A 25,064-nucleotide genomic window follows, 5' to 3' on the forward strand; every position below is an offset into this window, starting at 1 on the left:
GACGCGGCCCGAGGGGCCGGCCGGGGGACCGGCCGGCCTCCATGGGCGACGGCGGGCCAGGGGCGGACGCCGAAGGCGGCCTCGGCGCCCACAGATCCCGCCGGCGCGGCTGGCCGAGGCGGCTCAGTCCTCGTCCTCGTCGTCCTCGAAGTGGACGTTTCCGTCCTCGTCGAGCACCGGGTGGATGGAGCCGGGTTCGTGACGGCTGACGTCGGAGGGGCGCGGGCCCTCGGGGCCGTCGGGGCCCCAGCGCAGCAGGCGGCGGATGCGGCCGATCCGGTAGAGGGTTCCCAGGACCTCCAGTTCGTTGACCCGACCCTCGCGCAGCCGATCGGCGGCCTCGGCGTAGGCGGTCAGTTCCCCGGCCGCGGAGTCGGCTCCCTGGGCGACCAGCGTGCGGGCATCGACGCGGCGATCGGCGTCCAGGGGGATGAGGCCACGGCTGCGGGGTTCCCAGTAGGTCAGCGAGAAGTCCAACGACCTGCGGGCGCCCTGCGTGCTGACGAACAGGCCGCTGTCCGACTCCCATCCCGTGCCGGTCCGCTTCACGATCTTGAACATCACCGGCAGCAGCAGCACGTCGGGATGGGTGTGCGGCGCGCGCTGCGAGTCGCGCAGCACGTGTTCGGGGTACTGGGAACCGGCGTAGGTCATACCGCGCAGCGACAGCCGTTCCGAGGCCTGGGTGGGCGTGACCGGCGCGTCCGGGTCCAGGACCAGACCCTTGTCGGCCTCCGCCTCCCTGGCGCTCGGGCTCCAGTCGGGGACGAGGGGCTCCGGATCGGTCGGGCGTGGCCCCTCGAAGCCGTCGGGGCCCATGCCGGCGTACTCCTCAGCGCGCACGACCCGGTAGCGGGTTCCCAGCACGGTGAGTTCGTCAACGGGCTCGTTCTCCAGCCGGTTGACCGCCGCCAACAGGGCGCGGCGCTCCGCCCTGTCCCGGGCCTCGTCCTTCGCGCGGAACCACAGCAGCGAGTTCAGTCCGTCGCGCGCCGTCTGCGGGCAGCCGTGGGTCACCGGGACCACCACCCGCCACCGTGGTCCGTCGTTCGCGTCCTGCGCCGCGACGCCGAACAGCGGCCCACGGACCGCCATGTCGCCGGCCCGCGTCGCGGCGTCAACCGCGTCCGCCTCCACGGCGGCCTCGACCGGTTCCACGGGAACCCGCACCAGCACCGGCCGCGCCTCGCCCGACCTCATATCCTCACGGTCCATGGGGTCATCCTGCCGCCCGCGCCAGGGCTCTCAGGCGGGTTTTCCCGAATCCGTACCCGCACGGGTGGGGATGGTCCCGGCGGGGCACGCCGGCCGACGGCGCCCGTTCGGGTCTCCCTGTCCGTGCGCCGAGGCCCGGAGAGCTGTCTGGAACGGCGCCGCAGCGCCTGGGAGTTGGTGCGCGCCACCTGCGGCGGGCGACAGCCGGGGGCCGGAAAGCGGCCCGGCGGAAGTGGACGGTGTCGATCCGGTCGAGCGCGCGTCCCCACCGTGACCGGGGCCGGCGGCCGCGCAGCGGAATTTCCCGTCCCGAACACGCCGGGGAAACTTCCGGAAACCTGGCGTAGGGTGCCCCCATGACGAACGGAAAGCGTGTCACGGCTCGCGATGTGGCCGCGCTGGTCGGCGTCTCGCCCGGCACGGTGTCGAAGGCGCTGTCGGGCCGGGGCGCCGTCCACCCCGACACGCGGGAGCGCGTGCTCAGGGCCGCGAGGGAGCTGGGCCTCAGGACCGCCCGCGCGCCCCTGGAGCCGACGCCCGCGCGGGACCTGACGGTCGGCCTAGTGACCCAGGAGCCCTTCGGGATGCGGCGCACGTCGCCGCTGCTGCTCGGGGCCATGGAGCGGTTCGCCGAGCACGACATCGCCTTCCTGCTCTGCGACGGCCGCGGCGATCCCATCCGGGAGCAGCACTTCGTGGAGTCGCTGCTCCGGCGCCGGGTCAACGGCGTCCTCGTGGCGGGCAGCGGCGCCGGGCGCCTGACGCGGCCGCCGCTGCGCGGAGCCGTCGGCGTGCCCGTGGTCTACACGACGAGCGCCTCAACCGATCCGCGCGACGTCTCCGTGGTGCCGGACGACCGGGGCGGCGCCGAGGCCGCCGTGCGGCACCTGGTCGCGACCGGCCGGCGGCACATCGCCTGCGTGCTGGGGCCCCGGCGCGAGGAGGCGGCCCGGGTCAAGGTAGCCGCAGCGCGCGAGGTGCTCGCCGAGCACGGGCTCGCCCAGGCCGTCGACCCGCTGCACGGCCCCTGGAGCGAGGAGTGGGGCCGGCAGGCCGCGATGCGGCTGGTGCACAGCGGCGTGCGCCTCGACGGGCTGGTGTGTGGGAACGACGTGATCGCCCGGGGCGTCACCAGCGCGCTCGGGACGCTGGGCGTCTCGGTCCCCGACGACATCGGCGTGATGGGGTTCGACAACTGGGCGGTGATGGTGGAGGCCAGCCGTCCCCGGCTGTCGAGTGTCGACCTGAACCTCCCGGACGTCGGCGCGGTGGCGGCGGACCGGATGATCGAGGCGATCCTGCGGGGGGCGGCGCCTCGTCCCGGGGTCACGACCGTCGAGTGCGACCTCGTGCCGCGCGAGTCGACGGCCGTCGCCCCGCCCGGCGCCCGCGCGTAGTTTCCTTTTGTTTCTCTGACGTTTGGGGTTGTCCCTCTTCCACGCCCGTGGTTGCATCAGGGTTGCGGAAACATTTCGTTGGGCGTTTCTCCCGGGCGTTCCGCCAGTCCACCCCGTCCGAACCCCGTCCCGAGCCCCGTCTGAGAGGACGCGCCGATGTCGGCGAACCAGCATCCCGGGCGCCGGTCGTTCCTGGCCGCCGCCACGGCCACGGCCGCGACCGGCGGAGCCGGCCTGGCCCTCGGCTCCCCCGCCGCCGGAGCCGAGCCGGACGGCCCGGACCTCGTCGAACTGCACTGGCTCGACGGCGTCCCCGACACCACCACGGGCACCTGCTGGGGCGTTCCCTGGCCACGGGGCCGGGTGGCCGGCGACAGCGACTTCGCGCTCACCGACTCGCGCGACCGCGCCGTCCCGGTGCAGAGCTGGCCGCTGGCCTACTGGCCGGACGGCAGCCTCAAGTGGAGCGGGCACTGCCTGGGCGCGGACGCCGGGCTGGCCGACCGTCTGCGCATCCGGCCCGGCAGGCCGGCCGAGCCGGAACAGCCGGTCACGGTGCGGGAGGACGACGGGGAACTGGTCCTGGGCAACGGCACGGTCGAGGTCAGGGTGGCGCGCGGCGGCCGCACCCTGGTGCGCTCTTTGAGCCGGGACGGCCGGACCACCGCGACGGACGGTCGCCTGGTGCTCGCGCTCCAGGACGGGGCGGACGGCGACAACCGCGTGCTGCGCCAGACGTTCTGGACCGGGGTGGCCTCCGAGGTCGCCGTGGAGCGGACCGGTCCGGTGCGGGCGGTGGTGAGGGCGAGCGGCCACTACGCCGTGGACGGGGACGACGACGGGGACGACCGCACGCTGTTCCCATGGACGGTGCGGCTCTCCCTGACCGCCGGGGCCGAGTCGATCCGGCTGGTGCACAGCTTCGTCTGGGACGGCGATCCGGCCACGGACTTCGTCGCGGGTCTCGGCCTGCGGTTCACGGTGCCGATGGTCGACGAGGCGCACGACCGCCATGTGCGGTTCGCTGGCCCGGACGGCGGGGTCTGGGGCGAGCCGGTGCGGGTCCTGACCGGCCTGAGGAGGGACGCCGGCGAGGCCGTGCGCCGGGCGCAGGTCGCGGGCACCGCGACCCCGCCGCTCGCGGAGTGGGACGAGCGGGTCCGCGACGGCTACCGGGAGCTGCCGCTGTGGAACGAGTTCCGGCTGGCCCAGGACTCGGCCACGCACTTCTCGATCGCCAAGCGCACCAGGGAGGGCGTCAGTTGGCTGCGCAACGCCGCGCACGGCGACCGCGCCCCCGGCCTCGGCTACGTCGGCGGCGTGAGCGGCGGGCTGGGCTTCGGCATCCGCGACTTCTGGCAGCGGTATCCCCGGGCGTTGGACATCACCGGCGCCGCCACCGACGAGGCCGACGTCACCCTGTGGTCCTGGTCGCCGGCCGGCGAGGCCATGGACATGCGGCCGTACGCGGACGGCGGGCACGGGGGCGGGCTGGCCTACGAGGACAACCGCGACGGCTGGGGCGATCCCCGGGGCATCTCGCGCTCCACGGACATGGAGGTCTGGGCGTTTTCCGCCACCCCCTCCCGCTCCCGCGTCGCCGAGCTGGCCCGGGCGCTCACCGGCCGGCCGCAGGTGGTGGCGTCGCCGGAGACCTACCACGCCTCGGGCCAGTTCGGGAGGTGGAGCCTGCCGGACCGCTCCACCCGGGCCCGGCGCGCGATGGAGGACGACATCGCCGGCACCGTCGCCTTCTACGCGCACGAGGTCGAGCAGCGTTCCTGGTACGGCTTCTGGGACTACGGCGACGTGATGCACACCTATGACTCCGACCGGCACGTGTGGCGCTACGACGTCGGCGGGTTCGCCTGGGACAACGCCGAGTTGGGCACCGACGCCATGCTCTGGTACGCCTTCCTGCGCTCCGGCGACCCGGACGCCTTCCGGCTGGCCGCCGCGATGACCCGGCACCTGAGCGAGGCCGACACCTGTGTGGCGGGCCGGTTCGCCGGCCGGGGCGTCCGGCACAACGTGCTGCACTGGGGCGACGGCGCGAAGGAGGCCCGCGTCTCCGAGTCCTACACCCGCCGCTTCCTCTACTACCTGACCGCCGACGAGCTGCTGGGCGACCTGATGCGCGCCTCGCTCCAGGCGGACGCGACGTTCGACCAGCGCGGCGAGTTGCGCATAGGGCCGGACTGGTTCGCCCTGGTCAGCAACTGGCTCACCGAGTGGGAACGCACCGGCGACACCCGGTGGCGCGACCGGATCGTCAACGGGATGCGGGACATCGCCTCCTTCCCCGCCGGGCTCTACACCGGCGAGCGCGGCGGCCACGTCGGCTGGGACAGCACGGCCGACGGGCATCTGCCCCGGCTCGACCAGCCGGACCTCGACGGCGACCGCAACCTCGCCATGGCCTTCCTCGGGGAGCAGATCATGTTCGAGACGATCGAGCTGGTCGACGTGCCCGAGTTCCGCCGGGCGCTCCTCGACTTCGCGCGGCTCGCCCAGGCGCCGGCCGAGGAGAGGATCGAACGCTACGGCCGCGACTTCGACCCGAACCACTTCCCCACCATCTACGCGAAGGTGACCGCCTGGGCCGGCGAACAGCTCGACGACCCGACCCTCCGCGCACGCGCCTGGCGCGCCTTCCTCGACGACCCGGCGGGCCGACCCTGGGGCGCGCCGGTGCGTGTCGAGGGCGACGCCGTGCTCACGCCCGTCGACGAGATCCGGACGGCCAACGGCCGGACCGTCGCCACCAACGACGCCGCCCAGCGCGTCCTCGCCGCCATCGCGCTGCTCGCCATGGCGCCGGACGAGGCGCCCTGACGGGACCCCGGTCGGGGCCCGGACGGACGGCACCCGGGGCCTCGGGTCGGCGTCGGAGATCGGGGCCTCGGGTCGGCGTCGGAGATCGGGCCCTCGGGTCGGCGTCGGGCCTGGACTCTCGGGCCGGGCCGAGGCGTTCGTTCAGCGGGAGAGGCCCCAGGAGCCGGCGCGGAGTCCGGTCTGGAAGCGGGAGTCCGCGTCGAGCGCGGCCACCAGCTCGGCCACCCGCCGGCGGTTGGTGCGCAGCGAGACGCCGAGCCGCGCCTCAGCCGCGCCGACAGCCGCTGGAGCGTGCGCACCGACCCGCCACGCGGACGTCCGGGCCGGCCGCCGTTCAGCCAGACGAGGATGTCCTGATCCGCTCCTCGACCGTTGGGCATTCGATAAGCATGCGGCAGTTCCCTTGAACAAATGGTCGCAGCCGGTCTACTTCTTTCATTTCGGCAACTCGGCGGCGTTCCTCGGTGTGTGATCTCCGTGGAATTCGGCCACTGCTGTCACGCCGGCGCCGGCCATATGCGGTTTCTCGGCCGGCCCACCGGCGCCCGTGGGCCGGGAACTGTCAGTGCCGCTTGTTAGACCGGATCTCGAGGTGGCGCCGCGCCGGGTGGTGCCACCGTCGGAGGAGAGGGCACGGCACATGCCGCAGGGAAAGCACGTACCGGACGGATTCGTCCGCGTCAGGTCACACATTCGGCGCCTGCCGACGGCGCGAGGTGGCGGAAACACGAAAAGGGGACTCAGCGGCTGGACGATCGCCGCGCTCATCGCTGGCGTGTGGCTGTGGGGACAGGTCTTCGGATTCGGTGACGCCGGGGCAGAGGAGCCGGCAACGTCGGAGACCTCGGTGAGCGAGTCGGCGGACCGGCGATGAAGGGTCCGCGCCCGCGCTGGCCGCGCGGTGGCGGCGAGTGGCTGGCGGCGGCGCTGGTGGCGGTCGCGCTCCTGACGGCCCTCGTCGAACTGGCGGCAGCGGCGGCCGAGTTGCTGGTGCGTAGCTGGCCGGTGTCGCTGGCAGCGGCTCTCGGCGGCTCGCTCTGCGGAGGCTGGCGCGCCTGGCGCGGTGCCAGAGCGGAACGGGAACGGGCGGCGGCGCTGGCCACGTTACGCATACGTCTCGACGACCTGGACGCGATGGGCGACAAGTCCTTCGAGTTCGCGCTGCGCGACCTGTTGATCCGGGACGGGTGGGCGGCCCGGGTCGTCGGGCGAAAGGGGGACCAGGCGGCGGATGTGATCGCGGACCAGGAGCGGCGCGGGCGGATCGTGCTTCAGGCCAAGCACACACGCGTCGGGAACAAGGTCAGGTCGTCGGTGATGTACCAGGTGAAGGGCACGGCGGGTCCGGTGCACGGCGCCGACACGGCGGTCGTCGTCACCAACGCGGACCTCACCCGGGACGCCAAGGCCTGGGGCGACCGGCACCAGGTGCACTGGCTGGACCGGGAAAGGCTGCGCCACTGGGCCGAGTTGGGCACCCCGCTGCACGCTGTCCTCCGCCTGCCCGAGGGGCGGTCGCGGCGTCGGTCGGCGCGAAGGGAGGTGCCCTTGTCTGATGCGAGCCCGTGAGTCTCCGCCGGCGCGCGACAGGCCCACCGCCGGTGCGGCCAGCCGGGTGCGGCCCGCCGCGCGGGGCGGGGCGCGCCGGGTCAGGCGGACAGGTCGCGGCGTTGGCGCATTCGGCCGTCGGGGTCGAGGGCGATGACGGTGTCCACGCCGATCCGGTCGAGGAAGCCGGCGTCGTGGCTGACGACGAGGAGCGCTCCCCGGTAGGCGTCGAGGGCCTCCACCAGTTGTTCGACGCTGACGATGTCCAGGTTGTTGGTCGGCTCGTCCAACACCAGCAGGTGGGCGGGCGGTTGGGCGAGGAGGAGCCGAGCGAGGGAGACGCGGAACCGTTCGCCGCCGGAGGGGGTGCGCACCGGGCGGTCGGCGGCAGCGCCGCGCAGCAGGAGGCGGGCGAGCTGGTTGCGGACGGTTCCCTGGGGCGTGTCGGGGGCGACGGCCCGCACGTTCTCCATCGCGCTGGCGTCCTCGTCGAGGCCGTCGAGGCGCTGCGGGAGGTATCCGACCCGTTCGGTCAGCAGCCGTCCGTGGGGCCGGTCGGGCAGCGGCGCCGTGCCGTTGACCAGGTGTTCGAGCAGGGTCGACTTTCCGGTGCCGTTGCGGCCGATGAGGCCGGTGGGGAAGGTGCCGTTGACGTTGGCGAGCGCGACGGTGCCGTCGGGCCATTCGAAGGCGAGGTCGCGGAGGGTGATGGCGGAGGGGGTGGGCATGGGGTTCCTTCCACTTCCGGTCAGCCGGGATGGGCTCTCCGGCGTGACCTGGGGCGCGGCGGGGCTTCGTGGCCGCCGGCCGGGTTGACGGGGAGGGACCCGACCACGGGCGGACGCCGGCCACCCGGGCGTGGGGCCGGGGTGGCGGGAGGCGCGAGACGCGGCAGCGGTGCGCGAAGAACCGGGGTCGGTGCGGTGCGAACGTGCCGGGAGTTCACGCGGAGGTGTCAACGCCTCGTGGGGAGGCGGACGCACGCCGCCGCGTGCGGGGGGTCACTGGTCACTCGTCGGTGCGGGCGTGGCCCGGGTGAGTGAGGGCGCCACCGGCGGTTCGGTGGCTAGATTCTGTCGACCTCGATCTCCATGCCGGCGCCCTACCAAGTGGCGTGGCGGGGGTCAGTCGAGGACGATCGGGTTGCTCAGCGCCGCCATCCGCCCGTCGGCGTGGCGCACCTCGACGCGGACGAAGGCGCCCGGGCGGCGCGCGTCGGCAGCCCACTCGACGGCGCCGGAGCCTTCGGCCGGCAGGGCCGCGTGGTGGACCGGGCCCGCCTCGGTGTGGAGGCCGACGGTGCCCGAGGGCACGCCGTGGACCTCGGCCCGGGCCACGGCGACCCGCCCCCGCGTCGCCAGCCGCTCCCCCACCCCGGCCTCGGCGTCGCCGGCCCGCGCCGTGAACGTCAGTCCCACGGCGGCCGATTCGGCGATCCAGCAGCGGCCGGCGCGCAGGCCGGCGAGGACCGCGTCGACGCCCAACTCGTCGGCGTACACGACGGTGGCCGGGGTGCCGAGCTGGCCCCGGAGATGGACGTCGCTGTCGCCGATCGCCGGCCGCCACCGCCCTCGGGGAACGTCGGCGGCCAGGGCGCGCGCCCAGTCGGCGAGGGCGGCCTCGTTGTCGGCGTTCCACGGCAGGTCGGAGGCCCACTGCCCGTTCCACACCTCGACGGCGTCGAAGCCCCGGTACGGGTGGCGGAGCGTGCCGGTGGGGTAGGGCGCGTGCGGGTGGGCGGCCACGCACAGCCCGCCGGCCTCGTGCACCTCGGCGAGGTGCCGGTCGTGCGCGGCGTCGCCGGCGCCGTACCGCGCGTCGATGGTCTGGTGGGGGCGCAGGCCGAGCGCGAGCCAGTGCCCGTCGCGGGTGGTGACCTCCTCGCCGAGGATCACCAGCAGGTCGTCGCCGGCGTGCCGGCCCCACGCGCCGTGGGTGGCGGTGGAGGCGTGCTCGGTGGTGGCGAGGAAGTCGAGGCCCAACCGGCGGGCCTCGGCGGCCAGTTCCCCCAGCGTCAGCTCGCCGCCGTCGGAGTGCGTGGAGTGCACATGGCAGTCGCCTCGGTACCAGCCGGGCCCCCGGCCGGCCGCCCGCGGCGGCGGGGTGTCGTCCTGCCCCGTCATGGTTCCCCCGCCCTCTCGCGCGTGCCTTCGGCCCGCCCTGGAGAACGAGGCGCCGCCGGCCTGGGCTCCGCGACTCGCCGGCCTGGGCTCCGCGACTCGCCGGCCGGCGTTCCCGGCCATGGCCGGCGTTCGCTGGTTCAGAGGAACGCGTGGCCCTCGCCCCGGTAGGTGGGGGCCTCGGCGACGACGCGCTCGCCGTCCACCAGGTGGAACGTCCGGACGTGTTCGGCGAGTTCGCCCGCCTTCGCGTGGCGGAACCACACCCGGTCGCCGATCCGCAGCCGGTGGGCGGCGCGGCCGAGCAGCGGGGTCTGCACCTCGCCGGCGCCCTCCATGCCCCGCAGGCGCAGGCCCGGCGGGAAGACCGGGCGCGGCTGCCGGTCGGCGCCCGGCGGGCCGGAGGCGATCCAGCCGCCGCCGAGCACGGTGGCGACGTCGGGCGCCGGGCGGCGCACCACGGGCAGCGCGAAGTAGGCCGCCGGGCGCGGCCGGAAGGACCGGTAGCCGTCGAAGAGGACCGGGCCGTAGAGCCCGGAGCCGGCGGCTATCTCGGTGACGGCCGGCTCGGCGGCGGTGCGTTCGACGCTGCCGGTGCCGCCGCCGTTGACGAACTCCAGGTCGGCGACCTCGCGCACGGCGGCCACCGCCTCGGCCCGGCGTTCGCGCAGTTCGGCGACGGAGGCGCGCTGCGTGGCGCGCACCGCGAGGCCGCGCAGCGGCGCGCCGGGCGGGGCGTCGCCGACGCCGGCGGTCTGCGACTCGTAGGCCATCAGCCCGACGAGGCGGAACTCCGGTCGGTCGGCCACCGCCCGGGCCAGCGCCAGCGCGGTGGCCGGGCTGCGGACCGGGGAACGGCGCGCGCCGATGTGCAGGCGGTCGCCGAACAGCCGCAGCGAGGCGTCGAGTTCGAGGCACAGCCGCAGCGGGCGGGCGGCGGACGGGCGGGCGGCCTCGCGGAGCAGGTCGAGGTGGGCGACGGAGTCCACCATCAGGGTCACCCGCCGGGCCAGCCGCTCGTCGTCGGCCAGGCGCCGCAGGGCGGCCCGGTCGGCGGTGGGGTAGCCGACGACCACGTCCTCGATGTCGTCGGAGGCGAGCCACAGCGCCTCGGGCAGGGTGTAGGCGAGGACGCCGGCGAAGCCGCGCCGGGCCAGGACCCGCCGGGTGAGGGCGCGGCAGCGCAGCGACTTGCTCGCCACCCGCAGCGGCTTGCCGAGCGCCCGGCGGGCGAGGTCGGCGGCGTTGGCGTCGTAGGCGGCCAGGTCGACCACGGCGAACGGGGGGTCGAGCGCGGCGGTGGCCCGTTCCAGCCGTGCGTGGGTCTCGTCGTCGGCGGCGCGCTGCGCCATAGTGACGGGTGCGCCCACGGTGACCCCCTGGTGCGTCGGTCCGCCGGCGCCGCCGGCCGGGTGCCGACCACCGTAACGGGGCCGCCGCCCGGCGCAAGCCCCCGCGCGGCGGCGCGAGAACGACGGGGACGGCGCGGGGACGGCGCGGGGACGGCGTGGGGGCGAAGGGACGGCGCGAGGGAGGGGACGCGATGACCGCGTGGCGGAACTGGGCGGGGACGGCGAGCGCGCGCCCGGCGCGGGTGGAACGGCCGGCCAGCGTCGAGGAGTTGGCGGCGTCGGTCAGGCGGGCCGCTGGCGAGGGGCTGCGGGTGAAGGCGGTGGGCAGCGGCCACTCGTTCACCGGGATAGCGGTCACCGACGGGGTGCTGCTGCGGATGGACGCCCTGGACGCGCCGATCCGGGTGGACGCCCGCTCGGGCCTGGTCACCGTCGAGGCGGGCGTTCCCCTGCACCGGCTGAACGCCGTGCTGGCGGCGCACGGCCTGGCCATGACCAACCTGGGCGACATCGACCGGCAGACCCTCTCCGGCGCGATCTCGACGGGGACGCACGGCACGGGCGCCCGCTCGGGGAGCCTGGCCGCGCAGGTGCGGGCGCTCGAACTGGTGCTGGCGGACGGCTCGTCGCTGCGGTGCTCGGCGGAGACGGAGCCTGAGGTGTTCGCGGCCGCCCGCGTCGGCCTGGGCGCGCTGGGGATCGTCGCGAGCGTCACCCTCCGGTGCGAGCCGGCGTTCGTGCTGCGGGCCGAGGAGGGGCCGATGCCGTTGGCCGACGTCCTCGGCGGGCTGGACGAACTGCTCGCGGCCAACGAGCACTTCGAGTTCTACTGGTTCCCGCACACCGACCGCACCCTCACCAAGCGGAACAACCGGCTGCCGCCGGGCGAGCGGCCGCGCCCGCTGGGCCGGGCGCGGGCCTGGTGGGAGGACGAGTTCCTGTCCAACACCGCGTTCGAGGCGGTGTGTCGGCTCGGCACGGCGGTGCCCCGGGCGGTTCCCCGGCTGAACGCGCTCGCCGGCCGGGCGCTGTCGGCGCGCGCCTATGACGCGGCCTCGCACCGGGTGTTCGTCTCCCCGCGCCGGGTCGTCTTCCGCGAGATGGAGTACGCGGTGCCCCGCGAGGCGGTGACGGAGGTGGTGTCGGCGGTCCGCCGCTGGGTCGCGCGGAGCGGCGAGCCGGTCGCGTTCCCGGTGGAGGTGCGCTTCGCCCCGGCCGACGACGTGTGGCTGTCCACCGCCCACGGCCGGGACACCGCGTATGTGGCCGTGCACCAGTACCACCGGCTGCCGTACGAGCGGTACTTCCGGGCCGTCGCCGAGATCGCGGACGCGGCCGGCGGCCGGCCGCACTGGGGCAAGCTGCACTGGCTGGACGCGGCGGCGCTGCGCGGGCGCTACCCGCGCTTCGACGACTTCCTGGCGGTCCGCGACCGCCTCGACCCGGGCGGCGTCTTCGCCAACCCGTATCTCGACCGCGTCATCGGCCGGGCGCCGGGCCGGAGTTGACCGCGGGTCCGAACGGGGCCGGTCCGGGTCCGGACGGGGCCGGAGGCGTCATCCCTTGAGGCCACCGCTGATCATGTCCAGCCGCCAGAACCGCTGGAGGAAGAGCAGCAGGCAGATCAGGGGGACCACGGAGACGGCGGTGCCGACGATGGCGATGCCGTAGAGCGCGGGCTCGCCGGAGCCCTTGGCCAGCAGCGTGTAGAGCCCGAGGTTGATCGGGTATCTGTCCTCGTCGGAGAGCATGATGAACGGCAGCAGGAAGTTGTTCCAGCTGCCGACGAACTGGAGCATGAAGATGGTGACCATGCCCGGGAACATCATGGGCAGCCCGATGGAGGTCAGGACGCGGTACTCGCTGGCCCCGTCCAGCCGCGCGGACTCGATGGTCGAGTCGGGCACGGAGGCGTCGGCGTAGACCCGGGCGAGGTAGATCCCGAACGGCGAGATCAGCCCGGGCAGCAGGACGGACCAGTAGCTGCCGACCAGGTCGGTCTTGGTCATGATGAGGTACTGCGGGATGGCCAGCGTCATCCCGGGCAGCAGGACGCCGGCGAGGACGGCGTAGAACAGCCCGGTGCGGCCGGGGAACTCGTACTTGGCGAAGGCGTAGCCGGCCATGGTGGAGATCACGGTGCACAGCAGGGCCCCGAGCCCCGCGTAGAGCAGGCTGTTGGCGGCCCAGCGGACGAACTGGCCGTCGCCGTAGGCGAAGAGGTCGCCGAGGTTGTCGAACAGGCCGCTGCCGGGCCGGAAGGTGAACGTGGAGAAGAGTTCCGCGTTGGACTTGGTGGCCGCGACGACGATCCAGGCGACCGGGACGAGGGCGTAGAACGCGCCGATCAACAGGACCACGGTGGGCAGGAGTCGGGCCCGCTGGTGCGGCAGGAGCCTGGGGCGGCGTGGCGTGGTGGCCCCGCTCATCGGACACCTCCGAAGGCCCGCCGCTGGGTGACCCTCAGCAGCGCCAGCGAGACGAGCAGGGTGCCCACGGCCAGGATCACCGAGCCGGCCGCCGCGAGCGGCAGGTCGTCGCGGACGAAGCCGTCCCGGTAGATCCGCATGAGCGGGACCCAGGTCTGGGAGATCTCGGACGTCATGGGGCTGAGCATGGTGGGCTCTCCATAGACCTGGATGGTGCCGATGAGGGCGAACAGCCCGGTGATCACCAGGGCGGGGGCGACCAGCGGGATCTTGATCCGCCAGGCGATCCGCCACTCGCCGCAGCCGTCGATGCGGGCCGCGTCGTACAGCTCGCCGGGGATGCCGCGCAGGGAGGTGTAGATGATGATCATGTTGAAGCCGACGCCGCCCCAGACGGCGATGTTGGCCAGCGAGGGATAGATGGCCCCGCCGTCCAGGAACGGGATGCCGCCCAGCCCGAGTCGCTCGGTGAGATGGCTGAACGGGCTGGTGGACGGCAGGTACATGAAGCCCCACATCAGTGAGGCGACGACGCCCGGCACCGCGTAGGGGAGGAAGATCGCGACGCGGGAGAAGCGGCGGGCCCGGGAGCTGGCGTTGTCGAGGAGCAGCGCGAACAGCAGCGCCAGGCCCAGGGTGAGGGGGACGGCGATCAGCCCGTAGAGGGCCAGGCGCCCGAAGCCGGCCCGGAAGTCGGCGTCGCCGAGTACCTGGGTGTAGTTGGCCAGGCCGACGAAGACCTCGTCGCGGATGCCGAAGACGCCCTCGTCCACGATGCGCAGGCCCTGGGTGCTCAGGAAGAGGGCGTAGCCGATGGGTATGAGCACGAAGGCGGCGAAGAGCGCCAGGGCCGGCGCCAGGAGGACGAACGGCGCGCGGGTGGCCCGCCGGCGCGGGGCGCGGGGCGGTGGGGCGGGGTCGGCGGCGGGGGTGGTGGAGGTCATGGGAGCCCTGTCCGTTGCGGGGTGACCGGGTGCGGTCGGTGGCGGAAGCCGGGTGGCGACGGGACGTCGGTCGGTGACGGCGGATCAGCCGGTGACGTCGAAGCGGATCAGTCGGTGACGTCGAAGCCGACGCGCGTCATGTCGTCGAGCACCGTGCGGTGGACGTCGCGCAGCGCGTCCGGGAGCGGCGTTCCGTCGCGGACGGCGGCGGAGACCGCGTCGTTGTAGGCGTCGGCCGCCGTGCTGACGTTGGGGCCCCAGGAGATGGAGGGCACCGTGTGGTCGGCGGCGAAGGCGGCCACCTCCCAGTAGTCGGCCTGCTCGCCGGTGAGCGGGGGCGGCGGGCTGTGGGCGGCGGTCTCCTGCCCGCTGCGGCAGGCGGGGTACTGGCCGGAGGCGATCTGGAGTTCGACGGCCTCCGGTGCCGTGTTCATCCACATCGCGAACTCGGCGGCCTCGCGCGGGTGTTCGGAGTTCTTCGTCACGGTCAGGGCGGTGCCGCCCTGCAACGCGACCTCGGGCCCCTCGCCCTCCCAGTGCGGCAGCGGGGCGATGGCCCAGTCCCCGGCCTGTCCCTCGGCGATGCCGTGGATCACGCCGGGCGCCCACAGCGCGGAGGGCCAGGTGAGCACCTCGCCCCGGTTGAGGCGGGCGTTCCACTCGGGGGTGAGCAGGGGCTCGGGCCGCACCAGGTCCCGGTCGATCAGGTCCTGCCAGTAGGCGGCCACCCGCAGGGTCGGCCCGTCGTCGATGCCCACCGTCCACCGTCGGTCCTCGACCGACCACCAGGCGGCGCCAGCCTGTTGGGCGAGTCCGGCGAAGTTGCCGAACTCGGCGGGCGCGAACGTGGCCAGGTGGCTGTCCGGGTCGCGCTCCCGCACCTGCTCGGCGACCTCGGCGAACTCCTCCCAGGTCGCGGGCACCGCGAGGCCCAACTCCTCGAAGCGGGCCCGGTGGTAGAGGAGGACCATCGGGCCGATGTCCTGCGGGACGCCGTACACCTCGCCCTCGAACCGGGTCATCCGCCAGATCTCCGGGGAGAACGCGTCGGTCACCTCCGCCGTGTAGGGCGCGATGTCCCTCAGCACGTCGGAGACCACCATCGCCGGGACCGTCGGGTACTCCACGCACGCGATGTCGGGCGCGTTCCCGGCGCGGCTGGCGGTCAGCAGCTTGGTCGCGGTGTCGGTGCCGCCGCCGGCGTCGGTGTGCCGCACCCGGATGCCCGGGTGCGCGGCGTTGAACGCCGCCACCTTCTCGGCCTGTCCCTGGCTCCAGCACCAGTAGTCCAGGGTCACCACGTCGTCCCCGGCCGGTCCCCCGAAGCAGCCGGCCAGGAGCAGTGCCGCCCCGACCAGCGCGGCGGGCAGCCGCCGACGGGTGCGCTGTCGATCAGCCATGGCCCTCTCTTCCCGCGTTCGGTGGAGCGTGCCCACGCGGAGGAACGACCGCGCGCGGCCGTGTCGCCGGTGACACACAGGCGCGAACGACCGCCCCTGGCGGGTCAGTTGCTTTCGTGCCGGAGTCAACCTAGGGCACCGGGCCGAGCCTGTCACGCCCTCTGCCGCAGGAGAAAAAGGAACATACCCAGCCCAAGACGCCCAGCGCAGCGGAAAGTTGGTTGCACACCAAAAGCAAGGGGTCGGATTGGCGTCCGGTCCTCTATGCTGCCGGGATGTCCGCAGCCCGCCAGGCCAGCCCGCGACCTGACCTCGACCTCTGGGGCACCGTCACCCCCGCCGCCCGGCCCGTGGTGCGCGAGCTGGTGGTCAACGGGCCGCAGACCCGCACCCATCTGGCGCGCGCCCTCGGCCTGTCCGGCGGCAGCCTCACCCGGCTGACCAAGCCCCTGGTCGAGGCCGGGCTGGTGGCGGAGCGGAACGTCGCGCACGACCCGGACAACGGTCGGCCGACCCGACCGCTGGACATCGCGGGCGAGGGCCACCGGTTTCTCGGCGTCAAGCTCACCGCCGACCACCTGTACGGCGTCGTGACCGACCTGCGGGCCCGGGTGCTCGCGGAGCACGACGAGCCGCTGGGCGAGCGGGACCCCGAGGCCGTGGCCGCGCTCGCCCGCGACCTGCTGGAGCGGCTGCGGGCTGACGACGTCCGGCCCCAGGCCGTCGGCCTCGGCCTGGGCGGCCATCCCCGGCCGGGCGACGGGTCCGGCGCGCACGGGCCCGGGGGCGAGGTGTGGGACGCCCCGTTCCTCGGCTGGCGCGGCGTCCCCGTGACGCGCGTCGTCCAGCGGGCCACCGGGCTGCCGACCGTGGTCAGCAACGACGTCGCGGCGCTGGCCAGGTCCCACCACTGGTTCGGCGCGGGACGCGGTCACCACGACTTCGCGCTGGTCACCGTCGGCGCCGGCATCGGCTACGCCCTCGTTCTCGACGGACACACGCACCCGCTGTCCGCCGTGGACCTCGGGGAGTTCAGCCACCATGTCCTCGACCCCGGCGGGCCGTTGTGCCCCGACGGGCACCGGGGCTGCGTCGCGGCCTACCTCTCCACCCCCTCGGTGCTGGCCACGGCGGCCCAGGGGCTGCGCCGGCGGGTCACCCTCGGCGAGGTCGCCGCGTTGGCGCGGGACGGCGACCCGCTCTGCGCGGGCGTGGCCCGCCTGGCCGGCTGGGCGCTGGGCGCGGTCGCCGGCAGCATCGCCAACCTCACCGGGGTGAAGACCGTGATCGCCGCGGGCGAGGGCGTCGAACTGGTCGGCGCCGCCCGGCAGGAGGTGGCACGCGGCATCCGCGAGCGCCGGCACCGCGACCACGGGGCGCTCGAAGTGTCCCTCCAGCCCGACACGTTCACCGAGTGGGCGCGGGGCGCGGCGGTGGCGGCGATCCGGGCGTTCGTGGTCAGGGCGCCCTGATCGCTGGGGCGGGCGTTGGGCGGCTCAGCCGGCCGTGAGGGTGGCGAGGGCGCGGGCCGCCTCGCGGCCGGCGCGGTTGGCGCCGACGGTGGACTGGGAGGGGCCGAAGCCGACGAGGTGGACGCGCGGCTCGTCGGCGACGTGGGTGCCGCGCAGGGCGATGCCGCCGCGTTCGTTGCGCAGCCCGAGCGGGTCGAGGTGGCGGAGCGCGGCCTTGAAGCCGGTGGCCCAGAGGATGGCGTCCACCTCGGTGAGGGTGCCGTCGGCCTCGCGGACGCCCCTCGGCTCGATGGCGGTGAACATGGGGCGCCGCACCAGCGCGCCGCGTTCCCTGGCGGCGAGGGCGTAGGGCGTCCAGGGCAGCTCGGTGTAGGAGACGACGCTGCCGGTGGGGTTGCCCGCCGTGACGTCGGCGAGGACCCGCGCGATGACCTCCCGGCCCTCGACCTCGGGGCGGAACTCGCCGTCCCGGAAGGCGGGTTCGCGGCGGGTGTACCAGAAGGTGGTGGCGACCCGGGAGATCTCCTCCAGCTGTTGGAGCGCGGAGATCCCGCCGCCGACGATCGCGACGCGCAGCCCGGCCAGGTCCTCGGCCGAGGTGTAGTCGCGGGTGTGCGACTGCCGGCCGAGGAAGGTCTCCTGGCCCGGGTAGTGCGGCAGGACGGGGTTGTTCCAGGTGCCGGTGGCGTTGATGACGGCCCGGGTCCGCCAGCGTCCGGCGTCGGAGTCGACGAGGAGGTCGCCGTGCGGGTCGGCGTCGGCGCGGGTGACGGCGGTGACGTGGACGGGGCGGAGGATCGGCAGCCCGGTGGCGCGCTCGAAGGCCGCGAAGTAGCGGGGGACGGCGGTGTTGCTGGGTTCGGCGGGGTCGATCGGGGGCTGGGGGAAGTCGGGCAGGTCGAAGATCCCGTTGACGGTCGCCATCCGCAGCGACTCCCAGCGGTGCCGCCAGGCGCCGCCGGCGGCGGGCTCGGCGTCCAGGACGGCGAAGGTGCGCCCGGCCGCCGGCTCGGCGTCCGGCTCGGTCAGGGCGCTGGCGAAGCCGCGCCGGCGCAGGTGGTAGCCGGCGGAGAGGCCGGCCTGGCCGGCGCCGACGACCAGCACCGTGGCGCGGCGCTCGCCGCCGGCGGCGGGCCGCGCGGGGGCGTGGGGCGCGAGGGCGGCGAAGGAACCGGAGCCGGCCACGGAAGCCTCCTTGAAACTTCAACTTCTCTTCAGCGTACTCTTCCGTCGTTTCCCGGGCGGGCGCTCCCCGCCCCGGCTAGGGTCCCCCTGTTCGCGGCACGGGAACGCGCGCCCCGCGCCCGGCGACTCCGTGCGAACGAGTCCGTGCGATCCGAGGGGGCCTGACCGTGGCGGAGACGAACATGGCCGTTCTGGCGGTGGGCCTGACCGTTCTGGCGATGCCCAGGACCGGCTTTGACGGGCGGAAGAAGCTGACGGCGCTCGCCCTGACCTGCTACGGCGAGCTGCGGCTCGCGGTCGGGCAGCAGCCGCCGGAACTGGTCGTCGCGGTGATGATGCTGGCGGGCGGCCTGCTGCTGCTCGCCGAGATGAGCGCCCCCAGCCGGCTGGTCAACGCGCTGTGGGTGGCGGGCGGCGGCCTGCTGGCCGTCCTGTACGGGCAACGGGAGGCGGTGCACGGCTGGTTGCTGCCGGCGCGGCCCTGGGTGGCGGTCGCGGCGGCGGTCGGGCTGGTGACGCTGTGGGTGCGGGCCTCGCGGGCGCAGGCGTTGGCGCGGGACCCGTCGGAGGGGATGCGCGGGGTGTGAGGCCCCGTCGCCGGCCGGGGAACGGTCAGCCGCCGAGGTGGACGAAGCTCGCCCACAGCTGCGGCAGATGCGGGTACTCGGCGCGGGCCGTCAGCAGCGTGCGGCGCACCGCGCCCGCCACGTCGAGGGGGGCGTCGGGCCGGCTCGTGGCGGCCAGTTCGGCGTAGACGCCCTCGACGAACCGGCGGGCGGCGGCGTCGGGGACGCGCCACAGCGTGGCGACGACGTTGCGGTAGCCGGCCAGCTGGAACGCGGACGCCAGGTGCAGCGCCTCGTCCGCGTGGCGCGGCCCGGTGTGGGCGGTCTCGCAGGCCGAGAGATACGCCAACTCGGGTCGCCCCAGGTCGAGTTCGGAGATGTCGGCCATGGTCAGCGGGCGCCGCCCGTGGTCGGCCAGGAGCAGTCCGCTGCGCGAGGGGATGTCCGGGTCGATCACTCCGTGGCAGGCGAAGTGCGCCCAGGAGTGGTGTGGCAGAAGCGCCAGGACCCGTTCCCTGGTGGCCTCGGCGTCGGACAGCTCGACGGCGTCGGGGAAGAGTCGCCGCAGCGTCGCGGACTCCGCCGCCGCGTGGCCGAGCCGCCCGGCGCCCGGCGTCTCGGAGAGCGCGACCACCAGCGGCCTCCTCGGCCCGGTGGGGGCGCCGCGCGCGGCGGCGGCCAGGGAGCGCAGCCCGGGCGTGTAGGAGGAGACGGCACGCTCGGGCAGCGAGGCGCCCGTCCCGTCGTGGTGGCCGGCGGCGTGCAGGGGCAACGAGGCCAGCGGCCCGGTCGGCACCCACCACACGCGGGGCGGCCCGGGCCCGTCGGGGTCCTTCAGCCGGTCCAGCACAGGCGAGGCCACCGCGTCCCACAGCCAGCCCAGCCCCGCGCGGCACGGGCCCGTGCCGCGCGGGGCTGGCGATGCGCTCCGGCGTCAACGCGGCGCGCAGTGTGGCGCGTTGACGTTCCACCTCGTCGGGCGTGACGCGCAGCGGGACCGTGTCGACGCCGGCCGGGGTGACGATCAGGGCGTCGGAGCGGTGGGCGCTGACGTTGAGGTAGACGACGGGACCCCGGGTGGGGAGCCGGACGGGCGCGGGGCCGCCGGCGAGGTCGGCGAAGCCGTCGAGGGAGCGGATCTCCCGCAGCAGGGCCTCCCAGCGCTCGCCGTGGGCGCGGCGCCGCAGGCGGGTGGCGTCGGGGTCCGGGGAGTCCTCGTCCCGGGGTTCGCGCGCGTCGGGGGCGCGGCGCAGCTCCTCGAACTCCCGGGCCAGCGCCGGGTGGTGGGCGCGCAGCGCGCTCAGGTCGGCGCGCAGGTCGAGCGCGCGGGAGAGCAGCACGCCGCGTCCGCGTTCCAGCAGGGCGAGCGCCCGCTCGGGGTCGCCGGCCGCGAGGGCGCGGGCGGCCGCGTCCCGCGCGATGCCGCCCCAGCGGCCGAGCCGGTCCTCCTGGTCGGCGCGGCGCAGCTCGCGCGCGGCCAGCCTGGGCAGCAGCTCGATGACGGCCTCGAACGCGGCCACCGCCTCCCGGTAGCGGCCGCCGGACGCGGCGATGTCGCTCCACAGCAGGCCGGCCCGCATCCGCGTCGGCACGTCGGCGTTGGTCTGGCGGGCGGCCTCGCGGGCGGCGCCGAGCGCTGCGGCCAGGTCCTCGGCGCGGGCCGGGTCGGCCGCGTGCCGGTCGTGGAGGGCCAGCGCCAACGCGACGGCGTAGACGGCGCGTTCGGGGGCGTCGGCCGGGGTGGTGCGCAGGGCGCGCCGGCACAGCTCGATCGCCTCGTCGAGGTCGGGGGTGGGCGCGCCGGCGTCCGTGCGCAGGCGGTGGCGGGTGCGCAGGGCGAGGGAGAGGTTGCCGAGGCAGGTCTCGAAGAGCGCCTCGTCGGGGGCGGTGTGGGTGAGGGCGGCCCGGCCCTGCTCCACGGCCCGGTCGATCGCGGCGCGGTCGCCGGTGCGCCGCGCCAGCAGCACCAGCAGGTGGCAGAGGGTGGTCTGGTCGGCCGGCCGCCGGTAGCCGCGTCCCTCGGCCCAGCGGACCGAGGCGCCCACCAGGGCCACGGCCCGGCGCAGCGGCTCGGGGTCGTCGTTCCGCGCGTGGTCGCTGCGCAGCACGGCGGCGAACTGGGCGCTCGCGCCCGGGAAGTGGGGGCTCGACGGCGGGATCAGCCGGAGCGCGGCGCCGCCCGCCTCCAGGGCGAGCGTCAGGTCGGCGGCGGCGCCGATGTGGTCGTGGCGGAGCCGCAGCGCGGTGCTGAGCTGGGACAGCACCCGGCCGCGCGCGGCCTCGGTGCCGAGCCGGGTCGCCCGGGCCCGCTGCCCGACCTCGATGGCCTCGTCCAGGTCGGGCAGGTGCCCGAGCCGCTGGTACCGGGTGCGCAGGGCGCGCATCAGGTCGGCGGCGTGCTCGGGGTGGGTGGCGTGTCCGGCGTTGGCCCGGACGGCGGCCCGCAGTTGGTCGACGGCCGTCTGGAGCGTGGCCGGGTCGCGGGTGCCGGCGTAGCGGTCCAGCGCCTCGCGCCCGTCGGCGGCGCGGTCGCTGGCGCGCTCGCGGTCGTCGGACCACGGCCCGAGCACGCCGGTGGCGCCGACGAGGACGCACATGACGTAGGTGGTGGGCGGGAACCAGGCGGCCGTGGTCGCGGGCAGGACGATGCCCTGGGCCGCGAACTGGGACAGGACGAAGCCCGCGCCGATCCCGGCCAGGCGGTTGCGGGCGGGGCCGACGGAGCGCTCGGGCGCGAAGCGGAAGTACGCCATCATCAGGACGCCGAGCACGCCGATCGCCAGGGACCAGTCCGCCATGGGTGGGCCCGCCTTCCTCTCGAAGCCCGAACCGCCCAGCCGAGGCTAGGGTGTTCGGCCCCGGCGGAGCCCCGGAACGCCCCCTCGCTCACCCGTGCGGGTGAGCGAGGGGGGTGCGGCTCCCGGCGGGCGGAGGCGTGCTAGCAGTTGCCGTCGGAGAAGCGGAGGCCGTTGTCGGCGCCGGCGATGTCGCTGACGACGTCGGGGACGCAGCTGGCGTCGTCGAGCGGGAAGGAGTAGGGGATGTCCACCGTGGTGGTCGACTCCGGGTCGGGGCCGGCGGGGTTGGTGTCGTCGCCGGGGCTGGACCAGGTCACGTTGTCGAAGACGTTGCCCGACACCTGCCAGTAGCCGGCCTCGTCGGTGTAGAACGTGCCGAGCACGTCCTTGGAGTCCTCGAAGTAGTTGTTGTCGACCCGGACGCGGGCGCCGGCGCGGGAGTTGATCCCGGACTCGTTGATGCTCACGTAGTGGTTGTTGAAGACGTGGCCGACGCCGCCGCGCAGCAGCGGGGTGCGGGAGTCGATGTTCTCGTACAGGTTGTGGTGGTAGGTGACGAAGCCGTTGGAGGTGTCGCTCTCGCTGGAGCCGACGAGCCCGCCCCGGCCGGAGTCGCGCAGGATGCTGTTGGAGAGCGTGACGTACCGCGTGTTGTTCTTCATGTCGAACAGGCCGTCGTAGCCCTCGTCCTCGCCGCCGGACGCCTCCAGGGTGACGTGGTCCACCCAGACGTTGCGGACGTCCTTCTCCATGCCGATGGCGTCGCCGCCGTTGGAGGTGGGCGAGCCGGACTTCTTGACGTTTCTGACGGTGACGTTCTGGATGATGATGTTGCTGGACTCCCGGATGTGGATGCCCAGTTGGTCGAAGACGGCGCCGTCGCCCACGCCGACGAGGGTGACGTTGCTGATCTGCTTCAGCTCGATGACGCCGTCGGCGGTGTTGCAGCTGTCGCCGGAGACCTTGCTGGTGTTGCCGTGGTTGATGGTGCCCTCGACCTCGATGGTGATCGGGGTGTCGTCGCTGGCGCGGGAACAGAGGGCCTCGTGGATCTGGGTGCCGGTGGTGGCCCGGACGGTCGCGCCGCCCGCGCCGCCGGTGGTGCCGCCGTTCTGGCTGGCGTAGCCGGTGGCGGTGCCGGTCGCGGCGGCCGAGGCGCCGGTGGTGGAGAGCGTGACGCCGGTCGCGGCGACGACGGCGGTCAGCGTGGCGGCGACCGCGAGCCGCGGCCCGAGCCTTCTCCTGGTCCTGGCGGTCCTTCTGGTGGTCGTTCCGGTCATGGTGGGTGCCTTTCGCGCGGTGGGGGGTGAGGGGCGCGTGGGTCAGTCGGTGAGCGCGGTGCCGCCGAAGGTCACGACGAGGCTGCCGTCCTCGGCGAAGGACCAGGCCAACGCGCCCTCGTAGGCGGCGCACCCGGGCGCGTTCTCGCCGGACCAGAACGCGTTGGAGCCGTCGACGTCGCCGATGGTGCGGTCGTTGGAGCCGCTGTCGCAGGAGACGTTGTCGCGGAAGACCGAGGAGCCGCCGTCGAAGTTGAAGTTGCGCTCGGCGCTGCCGAGGCCGACGTTGCCGGAGACGGTCAGGGAGCCGGTGTTGCGGTTGTAGGTGAAGCCATGCTTGCCGTTGTCGACGGCGAGGTTGTCGCGCAGCACATGGTCGACGGGGATGTCCTCGCCGCCGAGCTTGAAGCCGTTGCGGTCCCCGTTGCCGGCCTGGGAGCCGTCGGAGAGGGTGCCGTTGGCGTAGGCGAGGGAGTTCTCGATGGTCACCGCGCCGATGGGTCCGGTGTCGGACTTGGTGTAGAGGTCGTAGCCGTCGTCGATGTTGTGGTGTGCGACGGTGTGCCGGAAGACGTTGCCGGGGCCGACGGTCAGCTTGGGGGCGAAGCCGTCGGCGTCCTCGCCGTCGGAGTCGACGTTGTCGTGCGAGACGGCGCTGAGGACGAGGTTGTTGGCCGGCCACTCGCTCTGCGGGGTGTCGGAGGTGGCGCGGGAGAGCTGGAGGCCGGAGTCGCGGTTGTGGCGGGTGACGGTGCGCTCGATGACGTTGTCGCTGCCGCTGACGAAGATGCCGTTGTCGCCGGCGTGTTGGACGACGATGCCGTAGAGGTGCCAGTAGTCGGCGTTGAGGGCCAGGCCCCGGTTGGCGGGGTCCTCCTCCTGTGCGGAGAAGTCGAGGACCGGGGTCTCGCCCGGGTAGGCGGTCAGGGTGGTGCGGGCGTCGGCGGTGCCGTCGCTGCCCGGGTCGATGGTGACGGTCTCGGCGAGGTCGTAGGTGCCGTCCCGCAGGTAGATCGTTCCGCCGGCGGCGACCCGGTCCACGGCGGCGGTCAGCGTCGTCGGGTCGTCCTCGGTGCCGGCCGCGTCCTCGGTGCCGTCGGGCGCGGCGTAGAGCGCGTCGGCGGCCAGGGCGGGGGGCTCTTCGGCGGGCGGCTCCGCCTCGTCGGCGCCGGCGACGGCTCCGGACAGCAGCCAGGCCGTCGTCGCGCCGGCGAGCGTCACCGCCAGGGCGACGCGACGGCGGCGGGCGGGGACTCGGGGCAGGGACATGCGGTCATCTCCTCATCGGACCGGGGTGGGGGCGCGCGTCCGACGGCATCGCGCGGGCGGGGGCGAGCGGCTCCCTGACGGGTCGCCCCCGGCGGGCGCACGGTCCGGGGCGGGGAGCGCGCCGCCCGGGACCGGCACGTGGAGGTCAGCGTAGGAGCAGGCGGTGGCACTATCCCGGGCTGCGCGTGGACAATACCGACGCCGGCGGCCGGGGCCGCGCGGCGTCTCGCCCGTGGAGCGGTCAGAAGAAGACCAGGTTGACGATGGCGACCGCGCCGATGACCACGATCAGGGCGCGCAGCAGCCGTGGGGGCAGGCGCCGGCCGACGCGGGCGCCGACCATGCCGCCGAGCGTGGCGCCGACGGCGATCAGCGCGACGGCCGGCCAGTCGATGGAGCCCCAGGCCACCGCCATGAAGACGACGGCGGCGACCAGGTTGACGCCGGTCACCAGCAGGTTCTTGACGGCGTTGACGGACTGGAGGGACTCGGCGGTCAGGATGGAGAGCAGGCCGACGACGAGGATGCCCTGGGCCGCGCCGAAGTAGCCGCCGTAGACGCCGACGACGGCGATCCCGCTCAGCAGGCCGAGGCGGCGCGCGGGCGGGGCGGCGGTGCCCGTCCCCGCGCCTTCGGGGGCGGCCGCCGCGCGGCGGGCGGCGGCCCGTTGCACGAACGGGCCGGCGACCACCATCAGCAGCCCGACGGCGATCAGCGCGGGGACGACGGTGCCGAACGCCTCGTCCGGCAGGACCAGCAGCAGCAGCGCGCCGGCGATGCCGCCGGCCAGGGAGGCGGGCAGCAGGACGCGCGCCAGGGCGGCGTTCTCGCGCAGTTCGCTGCGGTAGCCGATGGTGCCGGAGAGGCCGCCGCCGACCAGGCCGATGTTGTTGGAGATGTTGGCGACCAGCGGGGAGTAGCCGCACAGCACCAGCACGGGGAACGAGACCAGGGTGCCCGAGCCGACGACGACGTTGATCATCCCGGCCCAGAAGCCGGCGGCGAGGATCGCGGCCCCCTTGCCCCCGGCCACCAGGGCGTCGGTCAGGGCGAGTTCGACGGTCATCGCCGGCCGGCCGGAACGCCGGGCCCGGGACCCGGTCCTCGCAGGTCACCGCGCGTCTCTTCCATGGCGGCAAGGCTATCGCCGGGCGTTGGGGCGCCCGCGCCGGGGGCGTGCGCGGGCGCGGGTCGCTCAGCGCGCGCGGGCGCCCGCGCTGGCGCGCACCACGGCGGCGAAGTTGGCGGCCAGCC

18 protein-coding genes and 1 pseudogene are annotated in these 25,064 nt (G+C 74.8%); 7 read left to right on the forward strand and 12 right to left on the reverse strand.

Features of this window, described 5'->3' with window-relative positions; translation table 11 throughout:
• Positions 1 to 123: 123 nt before the first annotated feature.
• Complete coding sequence (locus tag EBN88_RS05945; RefSeq protein WP_199742269.1) at positions 124 to 1,215, reverse strand: DUF5954 family protein; 1,092 nt, start codon at positions 1,213 to 1,215, stop codon at positions 124 to 126.
• Between the two features lie 356 nt (positions 1,216 to 1,571).
• Here EBN88_RS05945 and EBN88_RS05950 point away from each other — a divergent pair, with 356 nt between their 5' ends.
• The 3 genes from EBN88_RS05950 (at position 1,572) to EBN88_RS05970 (ending at position 7,016) form a co-directional block, all read left to right on the forward strand.
• Positions 1,572 to 2,612, forward strand: a complete 1,041-nt coding sequence (locus EBN88_RS05950) for a LacI family DNA-binding transcriptional regulator (RefSeq protein WP_122182738.1) — start codon at positions 1,572 to 1,574, stop codon at positions 2,610 to 2,612.
• A 156-nt stretch (positions 2,613 to 2,768) separates the two neighbouring features.
• On the forward strand, positions 2,769 to 5,447 hold the full coding sequence (locus tag EBN88_RS05955) for an exo-rhamnogalacturonan lyase family protein (protein ID WP_122182739.1): 2,679 nt from the start codon (positions 2,769 to 2,771) through the stop codon (positions 5,445 to 5,447).
• An 870-nt stretch (positions 5,448 to 6,317) separates the two neighbouring features.
• A complete protein-coding gene (locus EBN88_RS05970; protein ID WP_122182741.1) occupies positions 6,318 to 7,016 on the forward strand; it encodes a restriction endonuclease in 699 nt (232 codons plus the stop codon).
• Positions 7,017 to 7,096: 80 nt separating this feature from the next.
• Here the strand turns inward: EBN88_RS05970 and EBN88_RS05975 are convergent, their stop codons facing one another.
• The 3 genes from EBN88_RS05975 to EBN88_RS05985 all read right to left on the reverse strand — a co-directional run bounded on the left by EBN88_RS05975 (position 7,097) and on the right by EBN88_RS05985 (position 10,467).
• Positions 7,097 to 7,723 (reverse strand): ATP-binding cassette domain-containing protein, encoded by a 627-nt coding sequence (locus tag EBN88_RS05975; RefSeq protein WP_199742270.1) that lies wholly within the window; start codon positions 7,721 to 7,723, stop codon positions 7,097 to 7,099.
• 396 nt (positions 7,724 to 8,119) lie between these two features.
• Positions 8,120 to 9,118, reverse strand: coding sequence for a CehA/McbA family metallohydrolase (locus EBN88_RS05980; protein WP_199742271.1), 999 nt, complete (start codon positions 9,116 to 9,118; stop codon positions 8,120 to 8,122).
• 137 nt (positions 9,119 to 9,255) lie between these two features.
• Entirely contained in the window at positions 9,256 to 10,467 is a 1,212-nt protein-coding gene (locus tag EBN88_RS05985; protein ID WP_122182742.1) for an amino acid deaminase/aldolase, read from the reverse strand.
• 191 nt (positions 10,468 to 10,658) lie between these two features.
• On the opposite strand from EBN88_RS05985, the gene EBN88_RS05990 reads away from it, so the two are divergent.
• The gene (locus EBN88_RS05990) at positions 10,659 to 11,975 is read left to right on the forward strand and encodes a D-arabinono-1,4-lactone oxidase (RefSeq protein ID WP_122182743.1); all 1,317 of its coding nucleotides are present in this window, start codon (positions 10,659 to 10,661) and stop codon (positions 11,973 to 11,975) included.
• 48 nt (positions 11,976 to 12,023) lie between these two features.
• Here EBN88_RS05990 and EBN88_RS05995 read toward each other — a convergent pair whose 3' ends face one another.
• From EBN88_RS05995 to EBN88_RS06005, 3 genes are all read right to left on the reverse strand, one after another.
• Positions 12,024 to 12,896: a carbohydrate ABC transporter permease gene (locus EBN88_RS05995; protein ID WP_122182744.1), complete on the reverse strand. Its 873-nt coding sequence runs from the start codon at positions 12,894 to 12,896 to the stop codon at positions 12,024 to 12,026.
• Positions 12,893 to 13,840, reverse strand: a complete 948-nt coding sequence (locus EBN88_RS06000) for a carbohydrate ABC transporter permease (protein WP_122182745.1) — start codon at positions 13,838 to 13,840, stop codon at positions 12,893 to 12,895. The genes EBN88_RS05995 and EBN88_RS06000 overlap by 4 nt, the downstream gene beginning before the upstream one ends.
• 107 nt (positions 13,841 to 13,947) lie before the next feature.
• Positions 13,948 to 15,240: an ABC transporter substrate-binding protein gene (locus EBN88_RS06005; RefSeq protein ID WP_122182746.1), complete on the reverse strand. Its 1,293-nt coding sequence runs from the start codon at positions 15,238 to 15,240 to the stop codon at positions 13,948 to 13,950.
• A 275-nt stretch (positions 15,241 to 15,515) separates the two neighbouring features.
• Here EBN88_RS06005 and EBN88_RS06010 point away from each other — a divergent pair, with 275 nt between their 5' ends.
• Positions 15,516 to 16,712, forward strand: a complete 1,197-nt coding sequence (locus EBN88_RS06010) for an ROK family transcriptional regulator (protein ID WP_122182747.1) — start codon at positions 15,516 to 15,518, stop codon at positions 16,710 to 16,712.
• Between the two features lie 24 nt (positions 16,713 to 16,736).
• Here EBN88_RS06010 and EBN88_RS06015 read toward each other — a convergent pair whose 3' ends face one another.
• Positions 16,737 to 17,816, reverse strand: a complete 1,080-nt coding sequence (locus EBN88_RS06015) for a flavin-containing monooxygenase (RefSeq protein ID WP_122182762.1) — start codon at positions 17,814 to 17,816, stop codon at positions 16,737 to 16,739.
• 248 nt (positions 17,817 to 18,064) lie between these two features.
• Between EBN88_RS06015 and EBN88_RS06020 the strand changes: the two genes are divergently transcribed.
• A complete protein-coding gene (locus tag EBN88_RS06020) occupies positions 18,065 to 18,484 on the forward strand; it encodes a hypothetical protein (RefSeq protein ID WP_122182748.1) in 420 nt (139 codons plus the stop codon).
• A 25-nt stretch (positions 18,485 to 18,509) separates the two neighbouring features.
• On the opposite strand, the gene EBN88_RS06025 is transcribed toward EBN88_RS06020, so the two are convergent.
• Positions 18,510 to 19,346 carry a CHAT domain-containing protein gene (locus EBN88_RS06025; RefSeq protein WP_122182749.1) on the reverse strand — a complete coding sequence of 279 codons (837 nt, stop codon included), beginning with the start codon at positions 19,344 to 19,346 and terminating at the stop codon, positions 18,510 to 18,512.
• Positions 19,347 to 19,422: 76 nt separating this feature from the next.
• Between EBN88_RS06025 and EBN88_RS06030 the strand changes: the two genes are divergently transcribed.
• A complete protein-coding gene (locus EBN88_RS06030; RefSeq protein ID WP_122182750.1) occupies positions 19,423 to 21,405 on the forward strand; it encodes a thioesterase domain-containing protein in 1,983 nt (660 codons plus the stop codon).
• On the opposite strand, the pseudogene EBN88_RS06035 reads toward EBN88_RS06030, so the two are convergent.
• The 3 genes and pseudogenes from EBN88_RS06035 to EBN88_RS06045 all read right to left on the reverse strand — a co-directional run.
• Positions 21,405 to 22,541, reverse strand: a pseudogene (locus EBN88_RS06035) (pectate lyase family protein); the annotation flags it as partial. The gene EBN88_RS06030 and the pseudogene EBN88_RS06035 overlap by 1 nt on opposite strands.
• A gap of 42 nt (positions 22,542 to 22,583) precedes the next feature.
• The gene (locus EBN88_RS06040) at positions 22,584 to 23,810 is read right to left on the reverse strand and encodes a right-handed parallel beta-helix repeat-containing protein (RefSeq protein ID WP_122182751.1); all 1,227 of its coding nucleotides are present in this window, start codon (positions 23,808 to 23,810) and stop codon (positions 22,584 to 22,586) included.
• Between the two features lie 241 nt (positions 23,811 to 24,051).
• Positions 24,052 to 24,876: a sulfite exporter TauE/SafE family protein gene (locus EBN88_RS06045; protein WP_122182752.1), complete on the reverse strand. Its 825-nt coding sequence runs from the start codon at positions 24,874 to 24,876 to the stop codon at positions 24,052 to 24,054.
• Positions 24,877 to 25,064 lie beyond the last annotated feature (188 nt).

It is taken from the genome of Streptomyces triticirhizae, from assembly GCF_003696235.1.
Lineage (GTDB): Bacteria > Actinomycetota > Actinomycetes > Streptomycetales > Streptomycetaceae > Streptomyces > Streptomyces triticirhizae.